Origin of the sequence: Actinomadura kijaniata NBRC 14229, from assembly GCF_001552175.1 — a bacterium.
GTDB classification, from domain to species: Bacteria; Actinomycetota; Actinomycetes; order Streptosporangiales; family Streptosporangiaceae; genus Spirillospora; species Spirillospora kijaniata.
The window spans coordinates 56,810-81,354 of record NZ_BCQR01000034.1 but is presented as its reverse complement, the minus strand read 5'-3'; the positions used below and the strand labels follow the sequence as shown (position 1 = coordinate 81,354).

Annotated in this window: 22 protein-coding genes; 10 read left to right on the top strand and 12 right to left on the bottom strand. The window is 72.6% G+C overall.

What is annotated here, in order from left to right; all coding sequences use genetic code 11:
• Positions 1–294 (top strand): hypothetical protein (locus AKI01S_RS51675; RefSeq protein WP_169813951.1); only part of this gene is annotated, 294 nt, incomplete at its 5' end.
• Between the two features lie 74 nt (positions 295–368).
• Here AKI01S_RS51675 and mltG read toward each other — a convergent pair.
• The 6 genes from mltG to AKI01S_RS12745 form a co-directional block, all read right to left on the bottom strand.
• Positions 369–1,568, bottom strand: coding sequence for an endolytic transglycosylase MltG (mltG, locus tag AKI01S_RS12770; RefSeq protein WP_067815558.1), 1,200 nt, complete (start codon positions 1,566–1,568; stop codon positions 369–371).
• The gene (gene ruvX / locus AKI01S_RS12765) at positions 1,565–2,023 is read right to left on the bottom strand and encodes a Holliday junction resolvase RuvX (protein ID WP_067815596.1); all 459 of its coding nucleotides are present in this window, start codon (positions 2,021–2,023) and stop codon (positions 1,565–1,567) included. The genes mltG and ruvX overlap by 4 nt, the downstream gene beginning before the upstream one ends.
• A gap of 32 nt (positions 2,024–2,055) precedes the next feature.
• A complete protein-coding gene (gene alaS / locus AKI01S_RS12760) occupies positions 2,056–4,737 on the bottom strand; it encodes an alanine--tRNA ligase (RefSeq protein WP_067815554.1) in 2,682 nt (893 codons plus the stop codon).
• 2 nt (positions 4,738–4,739) lie between these two features.
• Positions 4,740–5,063, bottom strand: coding sequence for a hypothetical protein (locus AKI01S_RS12755; RefSeq protein ID WP_067815551.1), 324 nt, complete (start codon positions 5,061–5,063; stop codon positions 4,740–4,742).
• Positions 5,060–5,437: a DUF948 domain-containing protein gene (locus tag AKI01S_RS12750; protein WP_245681597.1), complete on the bottom strand. Its 378-nt coding sequence runs from the start codon at positions 5,435–5,437 to the stop codon at positions 5,060–5,062. The genes AKI01S_RS12755 and AKI01S_RS12750 overlap by 4 nt, the downstream gene beginning before the upstream one ends.
• 192 nt (positions 5,438–5,629) lie before the next feature.
• Positions 5,630–6,910, bottom strand: a complete 1,281-nt coding sequence (locus AKI01S_RS12745) for a replication-associated recombination protein A (RefSeq protein WP_245681598.1) — start codon at positions 6,908–6,910, stop codon at positions 5,630–5,632.
• A 242-nt stretch (positions 6,911–7,152) separates the two neighbouring features.
• Here AKI01S_RS12745 and AKI01S_RS12740 point away from each other — a divergent pair, with 242 nt between their 5' ends.
• The 4 genes from AKI01S_RS12740 (at position 7,153) to AKI01S_RS12725 (ending at position 9,709) form a co-directional block, all read left to right on the top strand.
• The gene (locus AKI01S_RS12740) at positions 7,153–7,605 is read left to right on the top strand and encodes a hypothetical protein (protein WP_067815545.1); all 453 of its coding nucleotides are present in this window, start codon (positions 7,153–7,155) and stop codon (positions 7,603–7,605) included.
• 58 nt (positions 7,606–7,663) lie between these two features.
• On the top strand, positions 7,664–8,326 hold the full coding sequence (locus AKI01S_RS12735) for a thioredoxin-like domain-containing protein (RefSeq protein WP_083999453.1): 663 nt from the start codon (positions 7,664–7,666) through the stop codon (positions 8,324–8,326).
• Positions 8,323–9,072 (top strand): DUF305 domain-containing protein, encoded by a 750-nt coding sequence (locus AKI01S_RS12730; protein WP_245681596.1) that lies wholly within the window; start codon positions 8,323–8,325, stop codon positions 9,070–9,072. The genes AKI01S_RS12735 and AKI01S_RS12730 overlap by 4 nt, the downstream gene beginning before the upstream one ends.
• A 73-nt stretch (positions 9,073–9,145) precedes the next feature.
• Positions 9,146–9,709, top strand: coding sequence for a TIGR03086 family metal-binding protein (locus tag AKI01S_RS12725; RefSeq protein ID WP_067815542.1), 564 nt, complete (start codon positions 9,146–9,148; stop codon positions 9,707–9,709).
• A gap of 31 nt (positions 9,710–9,740) precedes the next feature.
• Here AKI01S_RS12725 and AKI01S_RS12720 read toward each other — a convergent pair whose 3' ends face one another.
• Both AKI01S_RS12720 and AKI01S_RS12715 read right to left on the bottom strand, forming a co-directional pair.
• Positions 9,741–10,976, bottom strand: a complete 1,236-nt coding sequence (locus AKI01S_RS12720; RefSeq protein ID WP_067815539.1) for a DUF349 domain-containing protein — start codon at positions 10,974–10,976, stop codon at positions 9,741–9,743.
• Positions 10,977–11,061: 85 nt separating this feature from the next.
• Complete coding sequence (locus AKI01S_RS12715; RefSeq protein ID WP_067815536.1) at positions 11,062–11,838, bottom strand: peptidylprolyl isomerase; 777 nt, start codon at positions 11,836–11,838, stop codon at positions 11,062–11,064.
• Positions 11,839–12,130: 292 nt separating this feature from the next.
• On the opposite strand from AKI01S_RS12715, the gene AKI01S_RS12710 reads away from it, so the two are divergent.
• From AKI01S_RS12710 to aspS, 3 genes are read left to right on the top strand one after another with little or no spacing between them, the layout of a single operon-like run.
• Positions 12,131–12,826: an MBL fold metallo-hydrolase gene (locus AKI01S_RS12710; protein WP_067815533.1), complete on the top strand. Its 696-nt coding sequence runs from the start codon at positions 12,131–12,133 to the stop codon at positions 12,824–12,826.
• An 11-nt stretch (positions 12,827–12,837) separates the two neighbouring features.
• Positions 12,838–14,106 carry a histidine--tRNA ligase gene (gene hisS / locus AKI01S_RS12705; protein ID WP_174567379.1) on the top strand — a complete coding sequence of 423 codons (1,269 nt, stop codon included), beginning with the start codon at positions 12,838–12,840 and terminating at the stop codon, positions 14,104–14,106.
• The gene (aspS, locus tag AKI01S_RS12700) at positions 14,103–15,860 is read left to right on the top strand and encodes an aspartate--tRNA ligase (protein WP_067815530.1); all 1,758 of its coding nucleotides are present in this window, start codon (positions 14,103–14,105) and stop codon (positions 15,858–15,860) included. Before hisS ends, aspS begins: the two co-directional genes overlap by 4 nt.
• 70 nt (positions 15,861–15,930) lie before the next feature.
• On the opposite strand, the gene AKI01S_RS12695 is transcribed toward aspS, so the two are convergent.
• The 3 genes from AKI01S_RS12695 to AKI01S_RS52775 are packed head-to-tail and all read right to left on the bottom strand — an operon-like array spanning position 15,931 to position 19,525.
• Positions 15,931–16,527, bottom strand: a complete 597-nt coding sequence (locus tag AKI01S_RS12695; protein WP_067815527.1) for a GTP-binding protein — start codon at positions 16,525–16,527, stop codon at positions 15,931–15,933.
• Positions 16,508–16,885, bottom strand: coding sequence for a DUF742 domain-containing protein (locus AKI01S_RS12690; protein ID WP_067815526.1), 378 nt, complete (start codon positions 16,883–16,885; stop codon positions 16,508–16,510). Before AKI01S_RS12690 ends, AKI01S_RS12695 begins: the two co-directional genes overlap by 20 nt.
• A gap of 6 nt (positions 16,886–16,891) precedes the next feature.
• Positions 16,892–19,525, bottom strand: a complete 2,634-nt coding sequence (locus AKI01S_RS52775) for a nitrate- and nitrite sensing domain-containing protein (RefSeq protein WP_067815525.1) — start codon at positions 19,523–19,525, stop codon at positions 16,892–16,894.
• Between the two features lie 172 nt (positions 19,526–19,697).
• On the opposite strand from AKI01S_RS52775, the gene AKI01S_RS12680 reads away from it, so the two are divergent.
• Positions 19,698–20,969 carry an ABC transporter substrate-binding protein gene (locus AKI01S_RS12680; RefSeq protein WP_083999449.1) on the top strand — a complete coding sequence of 424 codons (1,272 nt, stop codon included), beginning with the start codon at positions 19,698–19,700 and terminating at the stop codon, positions 20,967–20,969.
• 37 nt (positions 20,970–21,006) lie between these two features.
• A complete protein-coding gene (locus AKI01S_RS12675; RefSeq protein WP_067815524.1) occupies positions 21,007–22,056 on the top strand; it encodes an LLM class flavin-dependent oxidoreductase in 1,050 nt (349 codons plus the stop codon).
• A gap of 75 nt (positions 22,057–22,131) precedes the next feature.
• Here AKI01S_RS12675 and AKI01S_RS12670 read toward each other — a convergent pair whose 3' ends face one another.
• On the bottom strand, positions 22,132–24,306 hold the full coding sequence (locus AKI01S_RS12670; RefSeq protein ID WP_067815522.1) for a RelA/SpoT family protein: 2,175 nt from the start codon (positions 24,304–24,306) through the stop codon (positions 22,132–22,134).
• Between the last annotated feature and the right edge of the window lie 239 nt (positions 24,307–24,545).

The following is a 24,545-nucleotide window of genomic DNA, read 5'->3' as shown; positions in this document are numbered from 1 at the left end:
GCGGCCGACCGGCCGCGCGAGGCGGGGCGGCAGGCGGTCCGGCCGTGCCACTGGGCGGCCCGGACCACCACCCGGCTGCGCGAGGCGCCCCGGGTGACGGCGACGCCGGTGCGGCAGCTCGCCGAGGGCGAGGCGCACCCCTGCGGGAGCGCGGCTCCGGTCAAGGGCGGGCGGTACCGGGACTGCGGCGGCGCCGGCGACCGGTGGGCGGCGGTGTACTGGGGCCCGCCGGGCGGGCCCGCCGACCGCGTCGGCTACCTGGCGGCGCGCTGCGTCGTCCTCCGGAACGGGTGAACCGGCCCCGGAACGCCGGACGGCGCGGCGGGTGCCCCCGCCGCGCCGTCCGCACCGTCGTGCCGGTCCCCGGATCAGTTACCGGGGTTGTTCCTCTGCCACGCCCGGAACTCCTCGACGAACTTGTTGAACTCGGCCTCGGAGTCGGTGAACTTGGTGACCTTGTTGGTGGGGTCGGTCGCCACGAAGTAGAGCCAGTTGCCGGGCTCGGGCTTCAGCGCGGCCTGGATCGCCTTCACGCCGGGGTTGCTGATCGGTCCCGGGGTCAGGCCCTGGTGCTGGTAGGTGTTGTACGGGTGCGGCGTGGTGTAGTCGCGTTCCCGCACGTTCAGGGTGCGCCTGTTGAGGAAGTACACGATCGTGGTGTCGAACCGCAGGTGCATGTTGATCCGGAGGCGGTTGCGGATCACCCGCGAGATCTTGGGCAGGTCGCTGTCCTGCCCGCCCTCGGCCTGGATCAGGCTCGCCAGCGTGATCACCGTTTCGGGCTTCAGGTCGGCCTTCTTCGCCTCGCCCTCCAGATCGATCTCCCGCGCCATCTGGTTGAACCGGGCGACCATCTGCTTGAGGATCTTCGCCGCGCCGTCCTTGGGATTGACGTCGTAGCGGCCCGGATACAGATAGCCCTCGATCCGGTTGAGCGCCGACGAGGGCGGCTTGGCCCACGAGGGCGCGCCGAGCGCCCGCGGGTCGCGCGACGCCTTCACGAAGTCGTTCACCGGGATGCCGGTCTTCCTCGACAGCTCCTGGAAGATCTCGACGGCGCGCTTGCCCTCGCTGATGATGATCTGGTTGCCCGCCCTGGACTTGGGGTCCAGCAGCCGCGTCATGGCGGCCTTGGACGACATGCGCAGCCGCATCGCGTAGTAGCCGGGCTGAATGGTCCCGGCCCGCTTCTCCTCCGCGTAGACCTTCAGGAAGCCGCGCACGCTCTTGACGACGTCGTGGCGTTGCAGCGTCGCCGCGATCGTCGAGCCGCCGTCGCCCTCCTTGATCTGGATCGTGACGCTCCCGGCGCCCTCGCCCTCGTAGTCGGGCGGGTTCATCCGGTGGTCCAGCCAGGCGACGCCGAACACGCCGCCGGTGCCCACGACGGCGACCAGGAACGCCAGCGAGAACAGCAGCGCCGCGCGGCTGTTGCGCTTCTTGCGGCGCTGCTGGCGGCGTGCCTGCCGCTGGGCACGGCGGGGCGGGGGCCGCTCGTCGGACCGCTGTCCGTCGTCGGCCCACTGCCGGTTGCGGTCGGGTTCTGAGAAAAGGTCCAAGTCGTTCATGTCTTCCCCCGGACGATCTCGCCTGGGGGTCGTCCCGTCAACCGTTCCCCGTCCAGCGCCGCCTGGAGCAGGACCGCCGCGGCGGCCTGATCGACGACCCTGCGACGGGCCTGGCCGTGGACCCCCCCGGCACGCAGGCCGCTCTCGGCCGTGACGGTGGTGAGTCTTTCGTCGTACAGCCGCACCATCCCCGGGGGAAGGCGGTCGGCCAGCATGCGGGCGAACTTGCGGGCGGACGCCGCCGCCGGGCCCTCGCGGCCCGACAGCGACGTCGGCAGTCCCACGACCACCTCGATGGCCTCGTTCTCGGTGACGAGCGCCACCAGGCGGTCGACGTCCCCCCGGCCGCTCTTGACGGTCTCCAGGGGGGAGGCGAGGATCCCGCCGGGGTCGCTGCGGGCCACGCCGATCCGGACGCTGCCCACATCGACCCCGAGCCGGGTGCCGTGCCTCATCGTTCCCGCGCCGTTCCCGGCGGGCCCGTCGCTCACGCGGCCCCTACGGCTCGTTCGACGGCGGCCAGCGCCTCACCGATCTTCCCGGTGTCGGAGCCTCCGCCCTGGGCGAGGTCGTCCTTGCCGCCACCGCCGCCGCCGAGGGTCCTGGCGGCCAGGCCGACCAGCGCGCCGGCCTTCAGGCCGCGCTCGCGGGCGCCCTCGCTGACGGCGATCACCACGACGGGACGGTCCTTGGGCGCGCCCGCCACCATCACGACGGCGGGGCGGCCCTGCAGGCGGCCGCGCACGTCCACGGCCAGCTTGCGCAGGTCGTCGGCGCCGGTGCCGTCGGGGGCGCGGTGTCCCACGAACGCGACGCCGTTCACGTCCGCGGCGCCCTCGGCCAGGGACCCGGCGACGGCCAGGACCTGCTGGGAGCGCAGCCTCTCCAGCTCCCGCTCGGCGTCGCGCAGCCGCGTGACCAGGCCGCTGACCCGCTCGGGCAGCTCCTCCTTGCGGGTCTTGAGCTGCTCGGCGAGCTGGCTGACCAGCACGTTCTCCTTGGCCAGGAAGCGGAAGGCGTCGATGCCGACCAGCGCCTCGACCCGGCGCACGCCCGCGCCGATCGACGACTCGCCCAGCACCTTGATCAGGCCGAGCTGGCCGGACTTGGCGACGTGGGTGCCGCCGCACAGCTCCAGCGAGTAGTCGCCGATCTCCACGACGCGGACCTCGTCGCCGTACTTCTCGCCGAACAGGGCGAGCGCGCCCATGGAGCGGGCCTCGTCGATGGAGGTGTGGAACGCCCGCACGTCCAGGTCGTTGATCAGGACCTCGTTGACCTCGTCCTCGACGTCGCGCAGCACGCTGACCGGGACCGCGCCGGAGGCGGTGAAGTCGAACCGGAAGCGGCCGGGCGAGTTCTCCGAACCGGCCTGCGCGGCCGACTCGCCGAGGGCCCGCCGGAACCCGGCGTGCACCATGTGGGTCGCCGAGTGGGAGCGGGAGATCGCGTGCCGGCGCTCGATGTCGATCTCGGCCTGGGCCTGGTCGCCGACCTGGACCTCGCCGACGCGGACCCGGCCGCGGTGCACGATCAGCCCGGTCAGCGGGGACTGCACGTCGTGGACGTCGACGACCGCGCCGTTGCCGAACCGGATCCGGCCCTGGTCGGCGAGCTGGCCGCCGCCCTCGGCGTAGAACGGGGTGCGGTCCAGCACGATCTCGACGTCGGCGCCCTCCCCGGCGGCGGGGACGTTGACGCCGTTGACCAGCACGCCGACCAGGCGGGCCTCGCCGTGCACGCTGCTGTAGCCGATGAAGTCGACCCTGCCGCCCGCCGAGGTGAGCAGCTCGTCCAGGACCGAGACGTCCAGGTTGCCGGTCTTCTTCTCGCGGGCGTCCTTCTTGGCGCGTTCCCGCTGCTCGGTCATGAGCCGGCGGAAGCCGTCCTCGTCGACCTTCAGGCCCTGCTCGGCGGCCATCTCCAGGGTCAGGTCGATGGGGAAGCCGTAGGTGTCGTGCAGCTTGAACGCCTGGTCGCCCGCCAGCACCCTCCCGCCGGTCCGCCGGGTCTCCTCGACGGCCGTGTCGAAGATCGTGGTGCCGGTGCGCAGCGTCTGGAGGAAGGCCTCCTCCTCGGCGTCGATGACGGTGTGGATGTTGGCGGCGGTGCGGATCAGGTCGGTGTACTGCTCGCCCATCGCCCTGATGGCGACGTCGGTGAGCTCGTGCATCAGACCGGCGTCCTGGCCGCCCAGCAGCCGCAGGTTGCGGATCGAGCGGCGCAGCAGGCGGCGCAGCACGTAGCCGCGGCCCTCGTTGCCGGGGCGCACGCCGTCGGAGACCAGCATGGTGCCCGCGCGGACGTGGTCGGCGATGACGCGCAGCGACACGTCGGCGCGCCCGTCGGAGCCGTAGCGGGTCCCGGTCAGCTCGGCGGCGCGGTCGAGGATGCGGCGCAGGGTGTCGGTCTCGTAGATGTTGTCGACGCCCTGCAGGATCGCCGCCATGCGCTCCAGGCCCATGCCGGTGTCGATGTTCTTGGCCGGCAGCGGCGCCTCGACGTCGAAGTCGACCTTGGAGCGGACCTCGCCCAGCGTCTCCTGCATGAAGACCAGGTTCCAGACCTCCAGGTACCGGTCCTCGTCGGCCTCGGGGCCGCCCTCGCGGCCGAACTCGGGGCCCCGGTCGTAGTAGATCTCCGAGCAGGGGCCGCCGGGGCCGGGCACGCCCATGTGCCAGTAGTTGTCGGCCAGGCCGCGGCGCTGGATGCGCTCCAGCGGCACGCCGACCTTGTTGTGCCAGATGTCGATGGCCTCGTCGTCGACCTTGTCGCCGTCCTGCAGGACGGTGACCCACAGCTTCTCCTCGGGGAAGCCGAACCCGCCCTCGGCCTGGGGCCGCGTCAGCAGCTCCCAGGCGAACGGGATCGCGCCCTCCTTGAAGTAGTCGCCGATGGAGAAGTTCCCCAGCATCTGGAAGAACGTGGCGTGCCGCGTGGTCTTGCCGACCTCGTCGATGTCCGGGGTCCGCACGCACTTCTGCGCGCTGGTCATGCGCGGGGCGGGCGGGGTGCGCTGGCCCAGGAAGTACGGCTTGAACGGCACCATCCCGGCCGGAACCAGCAGCAGGGTCGGGTCCTCGGCGACCAGGCTGGCCGAGGGCATCACGGTGTGCCCGTTCTCTTCGAAGAACTTGAGGAAGCGGCGGGCGACCTCTGCCGACTCCATGATCAGTGGCCATCCTTGTCGTCGTCGATGATCGTGTATCGCGCCTTCAGGACCCGGCGCGGCCGGGGTCCGTCGGGCGGCTCGGGCGGGGCCTGGTCCATCTGGACGGCCTCGCGCAGTTCCTGTTCCCGCGCCCGCATCTCGGTACGGACGTCCGTGGCGAAAAGTTTCAACCGCTGCCCGGTGGTCTGCCCGGCGGTGACCGCGCGGGCGGCGACGCCCTCGGGGGACCAGGCCTCCACCACGCGTTCCACCTTCTTCTTCACGCGGTGGGTGGCGTAGACGCCGGCGCCGGCGCCGACCGACAGCCAGAACAGCCGCTTCACCTGCGTCCCTTCCCGTTCTGCCGGCCGGTGAGCTCGGGACGGCCCGAGTGGCCGCCGTCCCTGGTGTTGCCCAGCGCCTTGCGCACGCCGTAGGAGAAGGCGGCGGCCTTCACCAGGGGCCCGCCGACGACCGAGGTCATCACGGTGGTGACGGCCGAGACGTTCTGGGTGACGCCGGCGACCTGCTTGGTGATCACGTCGGTGCGGCCGAGCTGCTCGTTGGCGCGCCGCACCGTGCGGTTCATGTCGTCCAGCAGCGGCCCGGCCTGCTCGCCGATGTCGCGGACCACCTCGCTGGCCTCGCCGAGCAGCCGGGCCAGGCGCAGCAGGGTGTAGGCGACGAAGGACACGAGCACGGCCCAGAACACGGCCACGATGAGGCCTGCCAGTTGTCCACCAGTAAGCATCAGGGCTTTTCCGTTCGCTGTGTCGAGTCCGGCCGCGCCGGTCCGGTCGGTCCGTTCCGTGGGGAACGACCTTACCGTGGGCGACGGTCCGGACCGTGCCGGGCTCGGACCGGCGTGGGGAAGGTTATCGGTCCATGGTCCCCGATGGCGGGACCGCGCTCAGCCCTTTTTCCCGCCGGGCTCCGCGTTCCGCGTTCCGCGCAGCACCGACCGGATGCGGGCCAGGACCTCGGTGAAACGGGACTCGGCGCCGTGCCGGGTGGGGCGGTAGTACTCGCGTCCGTGCACCGCGTCGGGCGCGTACTGCTGGCGGACCACGCCGCCGGGGTGGTCGTGGGGGTACTTGTACCCCTCGCCGTGCCCGACGCGTGCCGCGCCCTTGTAATGCGCGTCACGCAGGTGGCCCGGCACGGGCCCGGCCAGGCCCTTGCGGACGTCGCCCAGCGCGCCGTCCACCGCCATGATCACCGCGTTGGACTTGGGGGCCAGCGCCAGGTGGATCACGGCCTGGGCCAGGTTGATGCGGGCCTCGGGCAGCCCGACGAACTCCACGGCCTGGGCGGCGGCCACGGCGGTCTGCAGCGCGGTGGGGTCGGCCATGCCGACGTCCTCGCTGGCGTGCACGATCAGGCGCCGGGCGATGAACCGGGGGTCCTCCCCCGCCTCGATCATGCGGGCCAGGTAGTGCAGCGCGGCGTCCACGTCGCTGCCCCGGATGCTCTTGATGAACGCGCTGATGACGTCGTAGTGCTGGTCGCCCTCGCGGTCGTAGCGGACGGCGGCCCGGTCCACGGCCCGCTCCAGCACGTCCACGTCGATCACGCCGCCGTCGGGAACGACCAGGGCGGCGGCCTCCAGGTAGGTGAGCGCGCGGCGGGCGTCGCCCCCGGCCAGCCGGATCAGGTGGTCCTCGGCGGCCGGGTCGAGGGTGGCCGCGCCGTTCAGGCCGCGCTCGTCGGCCAGCGCGCGGCGGACCACCTCGCGCAGGTCGTCCTCGTCCAGCGGCTCCAGGGTGAGCAGCAGCGACCGGGACAGCAGCGGGCTGATCACCGAGAAGAACGGGTTCTCGGTGGTCGCGCCGATGAAGGAGACCCAGCGGTTCTCCACGGCGGGCAGCAGCGCGTCCTGCTGGGCCTTGCTGAACCGGTGGATCTCGTCGACGAACAGCACCGTCTGCCGCCCGGCCACGCCCAGCTCGCGGCGGGCCAGGTCGATCTCGGCGCGGACCCGCTTGACGCCGTCGCTGACAGCGGAGATCTCCACGAAGCGGCGGCTGGTGACCTGGCTCACCACGGTCGCCAGGGTCGTCTTGCCGGTGCCGGGCGGGCCCCACAGCACCAGCGACATCGGCGCGTCGCGGTCCACCAGCTGCCGGATGGGGGTGCCGGGGCCGAGCAGGTGCGCCTGGCCGACGACCTCGTCCAGGGAACGGGGCCGCATCCGCACCGCCAGGGGCTGCCGCTCGGGGGCGGGCCGGCCGGAGGGCGCGTCCGGGGCGGGCGGCGCCTCCCGGTCGCCGTCCCCGGTCGGGTCGTCGAAGAGCGTGCCGGTCACGGTCCGACACTATCTCGCCGCACCGACACTGCCGGTAATCTCCCCTTCGATCCGATCGCCGGGAACCTCCCGGCGGGGCGCGGCGTTGAAACCGCGCGGAACCCTTCGACCAGAGGTGATCACAGGACGTGACGGGACCGGCGTCTCGGCTGCGGCACAGCCGGCGCCACGGGCTGGCGGGACTGCTCGTGGCGCTGTTCGTCGTGGGCGGGCTGGTCTTCAGCTACGGCCTGGAGCACGCCCCGACGATCCGCTGGTGCACCGCGCACTCGCTGGACGCGCCGTTCGGGGCCGACGCCCCCTCCGACCACCGGGCGAAGGGGGCCGAACCGGCGCTCGGGGCGGTCGCGGCGACCGGCCTCCCGACGCTGCACGAGCCGCCGGTCCCGGTGCCCGCCGACCCCGTGGACGCCTGCCTGTGCCTGGCGGTGCTGCTGTCGATCATGGTGATCGGGATGGTGGCGCTGCCCCGCCGGATCCGGTCCCGGCTCCCGGCCCGCACCGGCCCGCGGGCGGCTCCCCCGGCGCGGGGCGCCCCGCTCCCGCCGTCCCTCAGTTCCCTCCAGGTGCTCCGGCTGTGACGGGCCGCGCCGTACGGCGCCCCGTCCCGTCCGAACGAGCACCCACGAGGGGATCACCATGTCCAACGCCAAGCTGTCCAAGAACAACAAGCCGTCCAAGAACAACAAGCCGTCCGGGAACGGCAGGCGCCCGGCCGCCCGCAACGGCCGTCCGGCCAAGAACGCCCTGAACCAGCGGCACGTGCCCTGGGGCGGCATCGCCTTCTTCACCGTGATCGGCCTGGTCGCCGCCGTGGCGATCACCTTCGCGTTCCTGCAGTCGCGGCCCTCCTCCGGCGGCTCGATCGCCGGGCTGGTCGAGAAGGGCGACCTGAGCCGCGACCACACCCAGAACGCCGTCACCTACGACACCGCCCCGCCGATGGGCGGCGCGCACGACCCCATGTGGCAGAACTGCGACGCCCGCGTCTACGACCGGCCGCTGCGCAACGAGAACGCCGTCCACTCCCTGGAGCACGGCGCGGTGTGGATCACCTACCGGCCCGGGCTCGCCGCCGACCAGGTCGAGCGGCTGGCCACGAAGGTGCGGACCACCGACTACACGCTGATGAGCCCCTACCCGGGCCTGGACGCGCCGATCGCGCTGTCGGCGTGGGGCAGGCAGGTCAAGGTCCAGGACGCCGCCGACCCGCGCGTGGACGCGTTCCTGAAGGCCTACGTCAAGGGCCCGCAGACCCCCGAACCGGGCGCGGCCTGCACCGGCGCCAAGGACCAGGCGTGAGCGATCCGCAGGGACGCGGCGCCGCCCGGACCGACCCGCGAGCGCAGCGGGCCGAGCGGGAGCGGAGCGACCAGGGTGACGAGGGAAGGCTGTGCCCACTCGGCGTCCCGGAGGCGAGCGGGAAGCACGGTGTGAGGAGGCGGGCCAACGTGATCGTGGCCGTCGCCGTCCTGGTGGCGGCCGCCGTGTTCGCCGGGATGGCGGCGCTGCGGTCCGGGGGGCCGGCGGCCGACGGTCCGGAGGCCGGGTTCGCGCGCGACATGAGCGCCCACCACGCCCAGGCGGTGCGGATGGCGTTCACGGTCCGCGACAAGACCCGCGACCCGGGTCTGCGGACCCTGGCCTACGACATCGCCACCACCCAGCAGGCGCAGATCGGCATGATGACGGCCTGGCTGGACGAGTGGGGGCTGCCCAAGACCGACCCGGCCGGGCCGATGCGCTGGATGCGGGGCCATTCCGGGCACCCGGCCGCCCCGGCCGCGGCACCGGCCGCCATGCCGGGGATGGCCACCCGCGAGCAGCTCGACGGGCTGGAGCGGGCCTCCGGCCGGGACGCCGAGATCCGCTTCCTGCGGCTGATGGTCGTCCACCACCGGGCCGGGGTGGACATGGCGCGCGCCGTGCTGGACCGCACCGGCCACGAGCGCGTGCGGCGGCTGGCCCGGAGCATGGTGGACGGCCAGCGCTCCGAGATCGACCTGATGACCGCGATGCTGCGCGAACGCGGGGTGAACGACGCCTGAGGGTTTCGGTGACCCGTGACCGGCTTGCCCATTGCGCTTGACAGGAGGGGCCGGTCGCGGGTCACTGGGCGCCATGGGTCAGGAACCAGGCGGTTACCGGAGGGCGCTGGATCTGTTCGAAGGGGTGGTGTGCGGCGTTCCCCGGGACGGCTGGGACGCCCCCTCGCCCTGCGACGGGTGGACGGCGCTGGACGTGGCGGGGCACGTCATCGCGGGGCAGTACCAGATCAGGGCGCTGGCGCTCGGGGCGCCGCCGCCCGATCCGGCCGACGATCCGCGCCGCCAGGTGGCCGGGGACGCGCTGATGGCCTGGCGGACCGCCCGCAAGGAGTGCGCGGCGGCGCTGACGCCCGAGGCGCTGCGCCGGCCCGTCCCGGTCGGTTCCCTGGGGGAGCTGCCGCTCGGCGACTACCTGGGCGCCTACATCCTGGAGCCGCTGGTGCACGCCTGGGACCTGGCGCGCGCCACCGGGCAGCCGACCCGGCTGGACCCCGACCTGGTGCACCACGCGTTCGCGACCGCGCACGTGGTCGCCGCGCCGCTGCGGGCGGCCGGGCGGCTGGGCCCGGCGCTGCCCGCGCCGCGCGGCGCCGACGAGCAGACCCGGCTGCTCGCCTTCCTCGGGCGGAGCGCCTGAGGGGGCGGGCGGCCGGGCCCGGGAGAGCGGATCAGGAGAACTCGGCGAGCGTGCGCTCGGCCTCCTCCAGCCAGGCGCGACGGGCGGTCAGCGCCTCCTCGGCGTCCCGCACGTCCTTGTCGCGTCCGGCCTCGCGGGCCTTGGCCAGCCGCTTCTCCAGCTGCTCGATGGAGCTGCGCAACTGGTTGACGGTGGCCTCGGCGCGGGCGCGGGCCTCGGGGTTGGTGCGCCGCCACTCGTTCTCCTCGGCGGTGCGCACGGCCTCCTCGATCTTGCGCAGCCGGCCCTCCAGGCGGTCGCGCTGGTCGCGCGGCACCATCCCGGCGGCCTCCCAGCGCTCGTGGATGCCGCGCAGCGCGGCGCGGGCGGCGCGCACGTCGGTGACCGGCAGCAGCTTCTCGGCCTCGGCCAGCAGCTGCTCCTTGACCTCGGCGTTGCCCTGGAACTCGGCGTCGCGCTCGGCGAACGCGGCCGACCGGGCGGCGAAGAAGGTGTCCTGCGCGCCCTTGAACCGGGCCCACAGCTCCTCCTCCACGTCCCGCGCGGCGCGGCCGGCGGTCTTCCAGCGGCGCATCAGCTCGCGGTAGGCGGCGGCGGTCTCGCCCCAGTCGGTGGAGCCGCTCATCGCCTCGGCCTCGGCGACCAGGCGCTCCTTCTCCTTGCGGGCCTGGTCGCGCTGGTCGTCCAGGGTGGCGAAGTAGGCCTTGCGGCGCTTGGTGAACGCGTTGCGCGCGGCCGACAGCCGCTTCCACAGCGCGGTCTCGGTCGGCCGGTCGATGCGGTCGGCGGCCTTCCACTCCTCCACGAGCTGGCGCAGCCGCTCGCCGCCGTTCTTCCAGTGCGTCTCCTCGGCCGCGATGCGCTCGGCCTCGGCGACGATGCGCTCCTTGACCTCGCGCGCCTCGTGCCGGGCGTGCTCGCGCTGGGCCCGCACCTCCTCGCGGCGGCGGTCGACCAGCGCGGTCAGCGCGTCCAGCCGCCGGACCAGGGACTCCAGGTCGCCGACCGCGTGCGCGTCGGAGACCTGCTCGCGCAGCCGGTCGATGCTGTGCTGGGCCTGCTGGGGCTGGAGGTCGGTGGTCTTGACCCGCTGTTCCAGCAGCCCGATCTCGGTGGCCAGCGAGTCGTACTTGCGCTTGAAGTAGGCCAGGGCCTCCTCCGGAGCGCCGGCCTGCCAGGACCCCACGACGCGCTCGCCGTCCGACGTCTTCACGTAGACGGTGCCGTCCTCGTCCACCCGGCCCCAGGGATCGGTCGCGCTGGACACGCTTGCCTCCTGTATCGCAGGTCCGATCGTGTTGGAGATCGTGCTCACATCCATCGGACCCTCCACACCTTAGTATCCCGTTCGCCTATTTCCCGACGATCGAGACGTCCTGGATCGTGACCTTCTTCTTCGGAGCGCCGGTTCCGTCCGGGCCGGGCTTGTCGATCCCGGCGGCGGCGACCTTCTCCAGTACGTCCATACCCTTGGTGATCTTGCCGAACACCGTGTAGTCGGGCGACAGCTGCGAGTCCCCGTACACGAGGAAGAACTGGCTGCCGTTGGTGCCGGGGCCGGCATTGGCCATGGCGAGGGTGCCCTTCTTGTAGGTGGCGCCCTCGGTGTTCTCGTTGCCGAACTGGTACCCGGGCCCGCCCTGGCCGGTGCCGGTCGGGTCGCCGCACTGGAGCATCTTCAGCCCCTCGCCGGTGGACAGGCGGTGGCAGAAGGTGTTCTTCCAGAAGTCCTTCTCGGCCAGGAACGCGAACGAGTTGGTCGCGCACGGCGCCTTGGCCCCGTCCAGCTCCAGCCCGACGTCGCCCTGGGCCGTCTTGATCGTGGCCTGCACCGGTCCGGTGTGGACGGGCTTGGCGGGCGGGGTGCCGAGGTTCTTGGGGGCGCCCTTCTCCTCCGCCTTGGTGTAGGTGCAGGCACCCCCGGCCGCGGTGGTGGCCTTCTTGTCCTTCTTGTCGTCGCTCCTGGTCATCGCGTAGGCGACGCCGCCGCCGACGGCGATCACCGCGACCGCCACGCCCGCGCCGACGATCTTCACCCGGCGGGCGCGGGCGGCCTCGGCCTGCCGGCGCGCCTGCTGGCGCTCGTAGCGCTGCCGTGCGAGTTCCTTCTTGCGGTCCTTGGCCGCCACGGTGCCTGCCCTCCGCTGTGATCAGGTGAACGTGCAGCGCATAGTAGCGGTACCGGACGTTCCGCGCGCCGCGAGGTCCGGCGCGTTACCGATCCGGGGACGCCTCCGGCCCGGGCGCCCCGGCCGGCGCCGTCGACACGGCGATCGGCCTATCTCGTTCGCGGTGGCCAGGGCGGCGCCGGTACGCTCGGTAGACACCGCGCGCGGCCGGGCGCGACGGGGCCCGACGGGGCGCCGGGTCCCGGGCCCAGGGCGCGAGGTCCCCATCTGCTGGCCACAAGGAAGGACGACCGTGCTCGTCGCCGGGTTCCCCGCCGGATCGTTCGCCGCGAACTGCTATGTCGTGGCGCCCGCCGCGGGTGAGGAGTGCGTGATCATCGATCCGGGCCAGGACGCCGAGGCCGGGATCGAGGAGCTGCTGCGCGAGCACCGGCTGCGGCCGGTGGCGGTGCTGCTCACGCACGGCCATATCGACCACGTGTGGTCGGTGGCCCCGGTCTGCGGCGCCAGGGACGTGCCCGCCTACATCCATCCCGACGACCGCGACCTGCTCACCGATCCGGCCAAGGGACTGTCGCTGAACGTGGGGCAGCAGCTGTTCGGCGGCATCACGCTGAGCGAGCCGGACGACGTGCGGGAGCTGTCGGACGGGCAGGCGGTCGAGCTGGCCGGGATGTCCTTCACCGTCGACCACGCCCCGGGCCACACCCCCGGGTCGGTGACCTTCCGGACGCCCCCGAGCGCCGACGTCCCCGACGTGATGTTCACCGGGGACCTGCTGTTCGCCGGGTCGATCGGCCGCACCGACCTGCCGGGCGGATCGTACGAGGAGATCCTGCGCAGCCTGTCGCGGGTGTGCCTGACGATGCCGGACGAGACCGTCGTGCTGCCCGGCCACGGTCAGCAGACGACCATCGGGCGGGAACGCGCGACCAACCCGTTCCTGTCGGACCTCACGCCCGAGCACGGGCCCAACCAGGGATTCTGAGCCTAGAGATCATGAGTTCGAGCTTTCAGGCCCCCAAGGGGGTCAGCGAGTACGTCCCGCCGCGCGCGGACCTGTTCTACGCCATCCGCGAGGCGTTCGCCGAGCAGGCCCGGCTGGCCGGTTACGGCTATCTGGAGCTGGCGGTCTTCGAGGACACCAACCTGTTCCGGCGCGGTGTCGGCGAGTCCACCGACGTGGTGTCCAAGGAGATGTACACCTTCGAGGACCGCGGCGGCCGGTCGCTGACGCTGCGGCCGGAGTTCACCGCCTCGGTGCTGCGCGCGGTGCTGGAGAACGGCCTGCACAAGGAGGGCGGCCTGCCGGTCAAGGTCTGGACGACCGGTCCGGCGTTCCGCGCCGAACGCCCGCAGAAGGGCCGCTACCGGCAGTTCTACCAGCTGGACCTGGAGGCGATCGGCAGCGAGGACCCGCAGGTCGACGCCGAGACGATCGCCATCGCGGCCGGCTGGTACCGCAGCCTCGGCCTGACGCGGGTCCGGCTGCTGCTGAACTCGCTGGGCTGCAAGGAGTGCCGTCCCGCCTATCGGGCCCGGTTGCAGGAGTTCCTGCGCGGCCTGGACCTGGACGAGGCCACCCGCGCCCGCATCGAGATCAACCCGTTGCGGGTGCTGGACGACAAGCGCCCGCGGGTGCAGGAGCAGCTCGCCGACGCGCCGCTGATGGCCGACCACCTGTGCGCCGCCTGCAAGGCCCACCACGACCGGGTGCGCGAGCTGCTGGCCGACCTCGGCATCGAGTGGGAGGACACGCCGCGGCTGGTGCGGGGCCTGGACTACTACACCCGCACCACCTACGAGTTCGACCACCCGCTGCTGGGCGCGCAGTCCGGCATCGGCGGCGGCGGGCGCTACGACGGCCTGTCGGAGGACATCGGCGGCCCCGCGCTGCCGGGCATCGGCTTCGGGCTGGGCCTCGACCGCACGATCCTGGCGCTGGAGGCCGAGGGCGCGGAGTTCGCGCCCAAGCCGCGCTGCGAGGTGTTCGGGGTCGCGCTCGGCGAGACCGCCGAGCGCCGGCTGTTCGGTCTGGTCGCCGAGTTGCGCCGGGCCGGGGTCGCGGCGGACATGGCGTTCGGCGGGAAGAAGCTCAAGGGCGCGATGAAGGACGCCGACCGGTCGGGGGCCCGGTTCGCGATCATCCTGGGCGAGCGGGACCTCGCCGACGGCGTCGCCCAGGTCAAGGAGCTGGGCAGTGGCGAGCAGAGCGCCGTGTCTCTGAACAATGTCGCATCGGTCTTGAAGGAAAGGCTTTCACGATGATCCGCTCGCACGAGGCGGGGACCCTCCGCAGGGAGCACGCCGGGCAGCAGGTGACGCTGGCCGGCTGGGTGGCGCGCCGCCGTGACCACGGGGGTGTCACCTTCATCGACCTGCGCGACGCCTCCGGGGTCGCCCAGGTCGTCTTCCGCGAGGAGGACACCGCCCACGACCTGCGCGCGGAGTTCTGCGTGAAGATCACCGGCGAGGTGCGGGTCCGGCCCGCGGGCAACGAGAACCCCGAGATCCCCACCGGGGAGATCGAGGTCGCCGCCGCCGAGATCGAGGTGCTGTCGGAGGCCGCGCCGCTGCCGTTCCCGATCGAGGGCGACGCCAACGTCAACGAGGAGGTCCGACTCAAGTACCGGTACCTCGACATGCGCCGCGAGCAGGTCTCCCGGGCGCTGCGCATCCGCTCCCAGGGCGCGCAGATCGTCAACCGGGTGCTGGGCGAGCAGGGCTTCGTCAACGTCGAGACCCCCACGCTGACCCGCTCCACCCCCGAGGGCGCGCGCGACTTCCTGGTGCCGGTGCGGCTGAAGCCGGGCCACTGGTACGCGCTGCCGCAGTCGCCGCAGCTGTTCAAGCAGCTGCTGATGGTCGGCGGGCTGGAGCGGTACTACCAGATCGCCCGCTGCTACCGCGACGAGGACTTCCGCGCCGACCGGCAGCCGGAGTTCACCCAGATCGACATCGAGATGTCGTTCGCCGAGCAGGACGACGTCATCAGGGTCGGCGAGGACATCGTGCGGGCGCTGTGGAAGGAGATCCTCGGCCACGAGATCGGGGAGATCCCGCACATCACCTACGCCGACGCCCTGGCGCGGTACGGCTCGGACAAGCCGGACCTGCGGTTCGGCAACGAGCTGACCGACATGACCGAGTACTTCGCCGACACCTCGTTCCGGGTGTTCCAGGCCCCCTACGTGGGCGCGGTGGTCATGCCGGGCGGCGCGTCGCAGACCCGCAAGGAGCTGGACGGCTGGCAGGACTGGGCCAAGGCGCGCGGCGCGCGCGGCCTGGCCTACGTGCTGGTGCAGGAGGACGGCTCGCTGGGCGGCCCGGTCGCCAAGAACCTGTCGGACGCGGAGAAGGCCGGCCTGGCCGCGAAGGTCGGCGCCGGGCCCGGCGACGCGATCTTCTTCGGCGCCGGCCGGCCGCACGCGACCCGTGAGCTGCTGGGCGCGGCGCGGCTGGAGATCGGCCACCGCTGCGGCCTGATCGACGAGAGCGCGTGGGCGTTCTGCTGGGTCGTGGACGCCCCGGTGTTCGAGCCGGTGGAGGACGAGAAGGGCGAGCGGATCGGCTGGACGGCGGTGCACCACCCGTTCACCGCGCCCAAGCCTGAGTTCGCCGACACGTTCGTGAACGACCCGGGCTCGGCGCTGGCCAACGCCTACGACATCGTCTGCAACGGCAACGAGATCGGCGGCGGCTCGATCCGTATCCACCGCGCCGAGATGCAGCAGCGCGTGTTCGACGTGCTGGGGCTGAGCAAGGAGGAGGCCGAGTCCAAGTTCGGCTTCCTGCTGGAGGCGTTCAAGTACGGCCCGCCGCCGCACGGCGGCATCGCGTTCGGCTGGGACCGGACCACCATGCTGCTGGCGGGCGGCGAGTCGATCCGCGACGTGATCGCCTTTCCGAAGGCCGCGTCCGGCTACGACCCGCTGACCGCCGCGCCGACGCCGATCACCGAGCAGCAGCGCGCGGAGGCCGGGGTGGACTTCGTCCCGGAGGAGGACGCCGCCGAGGCGTGATGCCGGGCGCGTGACGCGGAAAAGGGCCGGTCCCCCCGGAGGGGACCGGCCCTTTCGCGTTCCGGCCGGGTCACACCGGCTGGCGCTCGCCGAGCGCGATTAGATGCCGGACCAGGGCGGTCAGCACGCGTTTGGCCGAGTCGCGGTCGCGCGCGTCGCACATCAGCACCGGCGTCTGCGGGCCCAGGTCCAGCGCCTCGGCGACCTCCCGCTCGGTGTAGTCGTAGCCGTCGTCGAAGCGGTTGACCGCGACCAGGAACGGCACCTCGCGGCTCTCGAAGTAGTCCACCGCCGGGAAGCAGTCGGTCAGCCGCCGGGTGTCGGCCAGCACGACCGCCCCGAGCGCGCCGTGCGCCAGCTCGTCCCACATGAACCAGAACCGGTCCTGGCCGGGGGTGCCGAACAGGTACAGCACCAGGCCCTCGCGGATGGTGATGCGGCCGAAGTCCATCGCGACGGTGGTGGTGGTCTTGCGGTCCACGCCGGAGGTGTCGTCCACGCCGACGCCGCGTTCGGTCAGCACCTCCTCGGTGCGCAGCGGGCGGATCTCGCTCACCGCGCCGACGAACGTGGTCTTGCCGACCCCGAACCCGCCCGCCACCAGGATCTTGACGGCCAGCGGCATCAGCGTGGCGTCGGAGCCCGGGTCAGAGCCTTTCGAGTCCATGGAGCACCTCCCTCAGCAGCTTCTGGGTGACGTCCGGGGCGCGTTCCTCGGGCCGTCGCACGGCGATGTGGCCCCGGGTGAGCAGGTCGCCCAGCAGCACCCGCACCACGACCAGCGGCAGCCCGAGCCGCGCCGAGATCTCGGCGACCGACTGCGCGGTCCGGCACAGGTCGAGGATCGCCAGGTGCTCGGGGCCGATCTCGGGGCTGGGGGCGGGCCGTCCCACGGTCACCACCACAGTGATCATTTCGAGGTCCTCGCCGCGGGTGGCGGGCCGGGCGCGGCCCCCGGTCAGCGCGTACGCGCGCACCAGGGGTCCCGCCTCCTCGTCGAGCCATTCGCTGCCCGGACCGGTCATGGCCGATCACGTCTCCTCGTCGGGTCCGGCGTGCTCGGCGAACCCCGGGGTCCCCGGAACCCCCGGGGATCCCGGGGACTCCACGGACTCGGCGCGGCCCCGCCGGGTGCCGCGCTGGATCGCCGACATCATGGACCGCAGTTCCTCGGGCGACCGCTGGACCCGCGGGGGCTGCGGCCGGTCGGGGGCGGGCGGTGGTTCGGCCTCCCGGCGCAGCTGCGGCGCCATGTTGGCGCGCCGGACGCGCCGGGGCAGGTCGGGGCGGGGGGCGTCGTCCCGCCGGGTGACGACCGGGGGCCGGTTGCGGCGGGACGGCCGGGACGGCGTGGAGATCTCGGGCAGCTCGGACGGCTCGGAGAGATCGGGCTGACCGGGGGTCTCCCCGGGTCCGGAGAACCCGGTGTTCTCGGGGTACGCGGCGGGCTCGGGGTGTCCGGCCGGCTCGGGGTATCCGGTCGGTTCGCGGTACCCGGCCGGTTCGGGGTATCCGTTGCTCTCGGGGTATCCGGAGTTCTCGGGATACGCGGCGGGTTCGGGGAACCCGGCCGGTTCGGGGAGCTCGGCGGGCTCGGAGAACGCGGTGACGTACCGCTCCGGGGGCGCGGCGGGCAGCTCGGGCGCGTGCCGGCGCCCGCGCACCACCCCGGCGGGGATCAGGGCGTCGGCGCCGCGCCGGGTCAGCGCGAACGGCGTGCGGTCCGCGCCGGGCCGCTCCGACAGCACGACCAGCTCGTCCGGCAGCAGCACGATCGCGGTGGTCCCGCCGAACGGCGAGGTCCGCAGCGTCACCCGGATGTTGTGGCGCTGCGCCAGCCGCCCGACCACGAACAGGCCGAGCTGGGCGCTGTCGGACAGGTCGAACTCCGGCGGCGCGGCGAGCCGGGCGTTGGCGGCGGCCAGCGCCGCCTCGTCCATGCCGAGGCCCCGGTCCTCGATCTCGATGCTGAATCCGTGGCCGACCAGCTCCCCGGTGACCTGCACGGTGGTGTGCGGCGGGGAGAACGCGGTGGCGTTCTCGACCAGCTCGGCCAGCAGGTGCACCACGTCGGTGACCGCCACCCCGGCGATCGCGGCCTCGGGCATCGGCGCGACCGACACCCGCGTGTAGTCCTCCACCTCCGAGGCGGCGGCGCGGGTCACGTCGATCACCTTCACCGGGTTGCGCCATCCCCGGCCGGGCGGCTGCCCGGACAGGATGATCAGGCCCTCGGCGTGCCGCCGCATGCGGGTGGCCAGGTGGTCGACGCGGAACAGGTCCTCCAGGTCGTCGGGGTCGGAGATGCGGCGTTCCATGGAGTCCAGCAGCTTCAGCTGCCGGTGCAGCAGCGTCTGGCTGCGGCGGGCCAGGTTGACGAACACCTCGCTGATGCCGCGGCGCAGCGCCGCCTCCTCGACCGCGCCCTGGATGGCGGTGCGGCGGGCGGCGTTGAACGCCTGCCCGACCTCGTCGATCTCGCCGGTGGGGAACGACAGCGGCGGGGCCTCGGCGGCCACGTCCACCTGCTCGCCGCGGCGCAGCCGGGAGATCACGCCGGGCAGGCGACGGTCGGCCAGGTCCTGGGCCTCGCGGCGCAGCCCGGCCAGGTCGCGGATGACCGAGCGGGCCACCCACACCGCCAGCGCGACGGTCGCGACCACCGCCAGCAGGCCGAGCGCCCCGGCCAGCACGACGCGCAGCAGGATCGCGTCGGAGATCGGGCGGGCGCGGCGTTCGGCCTGCTCGGTCAGCGACAGCTCCAGGCCGCGCAGGCGGGTGAGGTTGGCGTCGGCGGTGGTCTTCCACCGCACCGGCAGGTCGGCGGCGACCTTGTTCATGCGGGCCGCGCCGACGACGCGGTCCTCCAGGTCGCGCAGCCGGGCGTACTCGGGGGCGCCGGTGACGCGGCCGAAGTAGGCGCGGTCGCCGGGCCGCAGCTCGGGCGCGGCCAGGCCGAACAGGGCGCGCTGGGTGCCGACGAGCTTGACGAACTCGGCGTGCTCGGCGCGGGTCAGCCGTCCGGCGGCCAGCGCCCCCGCCAGGTGGGCGTCCTCCTGGGCCAGCGCCTCGCGGGCGCGGGCCAGGGCGAGCTGGTCGCGGGCGTCCTTGGCGACCTCGGGGTTGCCGATCGTGGACAGCGAGCCCTGGAGCGCGCCGATCCCCCCGATCAGTCCCGTGTAGTCGGCGAACGCCTGCGGCCGGGCGGCCGCGCCGGCGTCGATGGCCGCGCGCTTGTTGGCCAGGCCGTTCAGGCCGCCCAGGACCTCGTCGGCGAGCCGCCGGGCCTGCGCGGGCGCGGCCTCCCGCGCGCCCTGGTCGCCCACCAGCCGGCGGAACAGCGCGGCCTGCCGGTCGGTGACCAGGCGGCCCGACTCCATCGCGGCGCGGTCACCGGGGGTGCGGCTGCCGAGGAACACCAGCGTCAGGCGGCGTTCGACCTGCAGCGCGCTGCCGAGCGCGCCGGAGGGGTAGCCGAAGTGGTCCTGGACGGTCTTGACGTTGCGCAGGTTGAGGCCCTCGCCGAGGGTCACGCTGGCCGCGAACGCCCACAGCGTGGCGAGCGAGACCAGCGAGACCAGAACCAGCGAGACGACCTTGAAGCGGACGGTACGGAAGCGGGCGGCCCATGAGCGGGGCCGCCGACGAGTGTTGCGTGATCCCACTCAACGGTCCCTTGGCGGTTACGGAGACGGGGGGTACAGGGAGCTGTCGGTCACGAGAGACGAGAGCAGACCCTAGCAACAGTCCGTCCGTTTTTGGGACGATACACGGAGAGAGATCGATCATGCGATTCGGGTGACACGACCACCCCCCTTACCCCTACAATCCGGTCCGATGATCTTCCGGACCCCGCCCGAAGCCCGTGCACGTGTCGTCCCCTCCCGGCTCCCCCGGGGGCGACGCGTCCGACGACACCCCGCGCACGGAGCCGGCCGCGCCATCCGCCTGGCGGCGTTGCTCACGCTGCTGACGGCGATGACCGCGAGCGCGTGCAACGATTCCCCCGACGAGCAGGGCACCTCCCCGCCCCGGCTCCCCGCTCAGCAGAGCATCGGCCCCGGTGAGGGCAAGCTGTCGCTGGTGGTGTGGGCCGGGTACGCCGAGGACGGCTCCACCGACCGGAAGGTGGACTGGGTGACGCCGTTCACCCGGGCCACCGGCTGCCGGGTGGAAGCCAAGATCGCCGACACGTCGGACGCGATGGTCGCGCTGATGCGCACCGGACGCTACGACGGCGTGTCGGCGTCCGGCGACGCCAGCGTGCGGCTGATCCACAACGGCGACGTCGCGCCCGTGAACACCGCGCTGCTCAGCAACTACGGCGACATCGCCGCGTACCTCAAGGACCAGCCCTACAACTCGGCGGGCGGCCAGATGTACGGCGTGCCGCACGGCTACGGCGCGAACATGCTGATGTACCGCACCGACCGGTTCCCCCAGGGCCTGGACTCCTGGAAGGTGATGTGGGATCCCAAGTCGCCCGCCGCCGGGAACCTGGCCGCCTACGACTCGCCTATCTACATCGCCGACGCCGCGCTGTACCTGAAGGCCCACCGTCCCGACCTCAAGATCACCGACCCGTACGCGCTGTCGGAGGAGCAGTTCGCGGCGGCGGTGGACCTGCTGAAGAAGCAGCGGCCGAACGTGGTGCAGTACTGGCACAGTTACCTGGACGAGATCCAGTCGTTCAAGGTCGGTGACATCCACGCCGGCACCGCCTGGCAGGTGACCGCCAACCTGGCCCGCGACGCCCGGGCCCCGGTCGCCACGGTGATCCCCCGCGAGGGGGCCACCGGCTGGTCCGACACCTGGATGGTCTCCTCCCGGGCCCAGCATCCCAACTGCATGTACCGGTGGATGAACTGGATCACCACGCCGAAGGTGCAGGCGCAGGTCGGGCAGTGGTTCGGCCAGGCCCCCGCCAACCCCAAGGCGTGCCGGTACACCGCCCCCGGCTTCTGCCGGGACTTCCATGTCGGCGACGCCGAGTTCTACCGGCGCATCTCGTTCTGGAAGACCCCCGTCAGGAACTGCGGCGACGACCGGGGCGACGCGTGCGTGGACTACGCCCGCTGGTCCCAGGCGTGGACGCAGATCAAGGGCTAGACCCCCTCCCATTCCCCCTACGAGGAAGGTCCCTTCCGTGAAGTTCAGCTACGCCATGCTCCCCGACTACCCGCTCACCGAGTCGCTGGCGTCGATCCGGCTGGCCGACGAGCTCGGCTACCACGCCGTCTACGCGGCCGACGAGCCCTGGCACAAGGACCTGTGGCTGCTGTTCGCGGCGGCCGCGGCGCAGACCGAGCAGATCAAGATGGGGCCGAGCGTGTCGGCGGTGACGCTGCGCGAGCCCACCCTGATCGCCCAGGCCGCCGCCACCCTGGACGAGCTGACCGGCGGCCGCGCCGAGGTCGTGCTCGGCTCGGGCAACTTCGGGGTGCTCGCCCAGTACAAGATCGACTGGACGAAGACCAAGCCGCTGACCCGCGTCAAGGAGGCCGTCGGGGTCGTCCGGACCCTGCTGGACGAGGGCACGATCACCCGCGACGGGGAGTTCTACTCCTACGACGGGCTGTTCACCTTCGCCCGCCCGGTGCAGGAGCACCTGCCCGTCAAGATCGGCGCGATGCGGGGGCCGAAGTCGTTCGAGGCCGCCGGTGAGCTGTCCGACGGCGTCCACCACGCCCTCAGCTACTCGCGGGAGGCCTACGAGTACGCCGTCAAGCACTTCCGGATCGGCGCCGAGCGGGCGGGCAAGGACTGGAAGAGCCTCGACATCGGCGCGTGGGTCGTGTTCGCGACCGGCCCCGACTCCGAGGCCGCCAAGCAGGCCGCGCGCAGCATGGTCGGCCTGTACGCCTCGGCGATGCCCGCCGAGCAGCTGGAGCGCAACGGCGTCTCCCCCGCCGACGTCGCCCCGATCATCGAGGCGATCGGCGCCGGCGACCTGGCCCGCGGCATCGAGCTGACCACCCCGGAGATCACCGAGAAGCTGTCGATCTCCGGCACGCCCGAGGAGGTCCGCGAGAAGATCGCCAAGGACATCGCGCCGACCGGCGTGAACCACATGATCCTGGCGATCACCGACTCGGCGCTGGTGAAGTCGTTCACCGGCCGCGAGCTGGCGGGCGTCCCCGACGTCGACACCCAGCTGCGGCTGGTGCACGAGCACGTGATGCCCGCGTTCCGGTAACGGGAGCACGGGAGGGAGCACGCCCCGCCGGTCCTCCGGCGGGGCGTCGCCGCTCGGGGAGCGCCCGGGTGGTGCTCAGCGGTGCGCGCCGCTGGTGACGCGGTACACGTCGTACACGCCGTCGATCGACCGCACCGCCTTGAGCACGTGGCCCAGGTGCTTGGGGTCGCCCATCTCGAACGTGAACCGGCTGACCGCCACCCGGTCGCGGGTGGTGGTGACCGACGCCGACAGGATGTTCACGTGCTGGTCCGACAGGACCCGGGTGACGTCCGACAGCAGCCGCGGCCGGTCCAGCGCCTCCACCTGGATCGCCACCAGGAACACCGAGTCCTCGCCCGGCGACCACTTCACGTCGACGAGCCGGTCCGGCTGCTCCTTGAGCTGGGTGACGTTCGCGCAGTCGCTGCGGTGCACCGACACGCCGTGGCCGCGCGTCACGAAACCCACGATGTCGTCGCCGGGGACCGGGGTGCAACATCGCGACAGCCGCACCCACACGTCCGCGTCGCCGTCCACGACCACGCCCGGGTCGGCGGACGGACGGCTGCGCTTGCGGCGCGTGGGGACCGCGATCTCGGCCAGGTCCTCCTCGGCGCTCTCCACGCCGCCCAGGGCCTCCACCAGGCGGTGCACGACCGCCTGCGCCGAGATGTGGCCCTCCCCCACCGCCGCGTACAGCGACGACACGTCCGGGTAGCGCATGTCGCGGGCCAGCGCCAGCAGCGCCTCCCCCGACATCATGCGCTGCAACGGCATGTTCTGCTTGCGCATCGCGCGGGCGATGGAGTCCTTGCCCGACTCGATGGCGGTGTCGCGGCGCTCCTTGGAGAACCAGTGCTTGATCTTGTTGCGGGCGCGGGCGGACTTGACGAAGTTCAGCCAGTCGCGGCTGGGCCCGGCGTCCTGCGACTTGGAGGTGAAGATCTCGACGGCGTCACCGTTGTCGAGGGTGGACTCCAGCGGCACCAGGCGGCCGTTGACGCGCGCCCCGATGGTGCGGTGCCCGACCTCGGTGTGGATGGCGTAGGCGAAGTCGACCGGGGTCGCGCCCTGCGGCAGCGCCATCACGTCGCCCTTGGGCGTGAAGACGAAGACCTCCGACACCGACAGGTCGAAGCGCAGCGACTCCAGGAACTCGGCCGGGTCGGCGGTCTCCTTCTGCCAGTCCAGCAGCTGGCGCAGCCACTGCATGTCGCCGGCCTTGCGGCCACCGACCGTCTCCTCCTTGTACTTCCAGTGCGCCGCGACGCCGTACTCGGCCCGCCGGTGCATGCCCCAGGTGCGGATCTGCAGCTCCACCGGCTTGCCCTCGGGCCCTATCACGGTGGTGTGCAGCGACTGGTACATGTTGAACTTCGGCATCGCGATGTAGTCCTTGAACCGGCCGGGGACCGGGTTCCATCGCGCGTGGATCGTGCCGAGGGCGGCGTAGCAGTCGCGGACGCTGTCGACCAGGACCCGGATGCCGACCAGGTCGTAGATGTCGTCGAACGACACGTCCCGGGCGATCATCTTCTGGTAGATCGAGTAGTAGTGCTTGGGCCGTCCGGTGACGGTGGCCTTGATCCGCGAGTCGCGCAGGTCCGCCGACACGTTCTCGATCACTTCCTGGAGGAAGATGTCGCGGCGGGGGGCGCGTTCGGAGACCAGCCGGGCGATCTCGTCGAAGCGTTTGGGGAACAGGGTGGCGAACGCCAGGTCCTCCAGCTCCCACTTGAGGGTGTTCATGCCCAGGCGGTGGGCCAGCGGCGCGAACACCTCCAGGGTCTCGCGGGCCTTCTTCTCCTGCTTGTGCCGGGGCATGTAGCGCAGGGTGCGCATGTTGTGCAGCCGGTCCGCCAGCTTGATCACCAGGACGCGGATGTCGCGGGACATCGCCACGACCATCTTGCGGACGGTCTCGGCCTCGGCGGCGTCGCCGTACTTGACCTTGTCGAGCTTGGTGACCCCGTCCACCAGCGCCGCGATCTCGTCACCGAAGTCGGAGCGCAGCTCCTCCAGGGTGTACTCGGTGTCCTCGACGGTGTCGTGCAGCAGCGCCGCGCACAGCGTCTCGGTGTTCATGCCGAGCTCGGCGAGGATGGTGGCGACGGCGAGCGGGTGGGTGATGTAGGGGTCGCCGCTCTTGCGCTTCTGGTGGCGGTGGTAGTGGGCGGCGACGTCGTAGGCGCGTTCGATCAGTCGCAGGTCCGCCTTGGGATGCGTGTTGCGGACCGTTTTGATCAGTGGTTCGAGTACCGGGTTCATGGTGGGTCCGCGTTGGGCGCCCAGCCTGGCGAGCCTGCGGCGCACCCGGGCGGCGGAAGGTGGGGTCGTGCCCGGCGTCGGCCGGGCCTGGTCGGCGGAGGGCGCCGGCGTCTGGGCCGGTGGCTTCGCCGGCGGCCGGGGCCGGGGCTGCTGCGTCGGCTGCTGCGGGGGCTGCTCCGGTGGCGACTCCGCCGCCCGGTCCGGTGGTGGCTGGTCCGGTGGTCGCTGGTCCGGTGGCC

Coding starts and splice junctions, on each gene's coding strand:
- mltG (WP_067815558.1), bottom strand. CDS start 1,568: ATGAACGACTTGGACCTTTTCTCAGAACCCGACCGCAACCGGCAGTGG.
- ruvX (WP_067815596.1), bottom strand. CDS start 2,023: ATGAGGCACGGCACCCGGCTCGGGGTCGATGTGGGCAGCGTCCGGATC.
- alaS (WP_067815554.1), bottom strand. CDS start 4,737: ATGGAGTCGGCAGAGGTCGCCCGCCGCTTCCTCAAGTTCTTCGAAGAG.
- AKI01S_RS12745 (WP_245681598.1), bottom strand. CDS start 6,910: ATGCGGCCCCGTTCCCTGGACGAGGTCGTCGGCCAGGCGCACCTGCTC.
- AKI01S_RS12735 (WP_083999453.1), top strand. CDS start 7,664: ATGTCCAACGCCAAGCTGTCCAAGAACAACAAGCCGTCCAAGAACAAC.
- AKI01S_RS12725 (WP_067815542.1), top strand. CDS start 9,146: ATGGGTCAGGAACCAGGCGGTTACCGGAGGGCGCTGGATCTGTTCGAA.
- hisS (WP_174567379.1), top strand. CDS start 12,838: ATGAGTTCGAGCTTTCAGGCCCCCAAGGGGGTCAGCGAGTACGTCCCG.
- aspS (WP_067815530.1), top strand. CDS start 14,103: ATGATCCGCTCGCACGAGGCGGGGACCCTCCGCAGGGAGCACGCCGGG.
- AKI01S_RS12695 (WP_067815527.1), bottom strand. CDS start 16,527: ATGGACTCGAAAGGCTCTGACCCGGGCTCCGACGCCACGCTGATGCCG.
- AKI01S_RS12690 (WP_067815526.1), bottom strand. CDS start 16,885: ATGACCGGTCCGGGCAGCGAATGGCTCGACGAGGAGGCGGGACCCCTG.
- AKI01S_RS12680 (WP_083999449.1), top strand. CDS start 19,698: ATGATCTTCCGGACCCCGCCCGAAGCCCGTGCACGTGTCGTCCCCTCC.
- AKI01S_RS12670 (WP_067815522.1), bottom strand. CDS start 24,306: ATGAACCCGGTACTCGAACCACTGATCAAAACGGTCCGCAACACGCAT.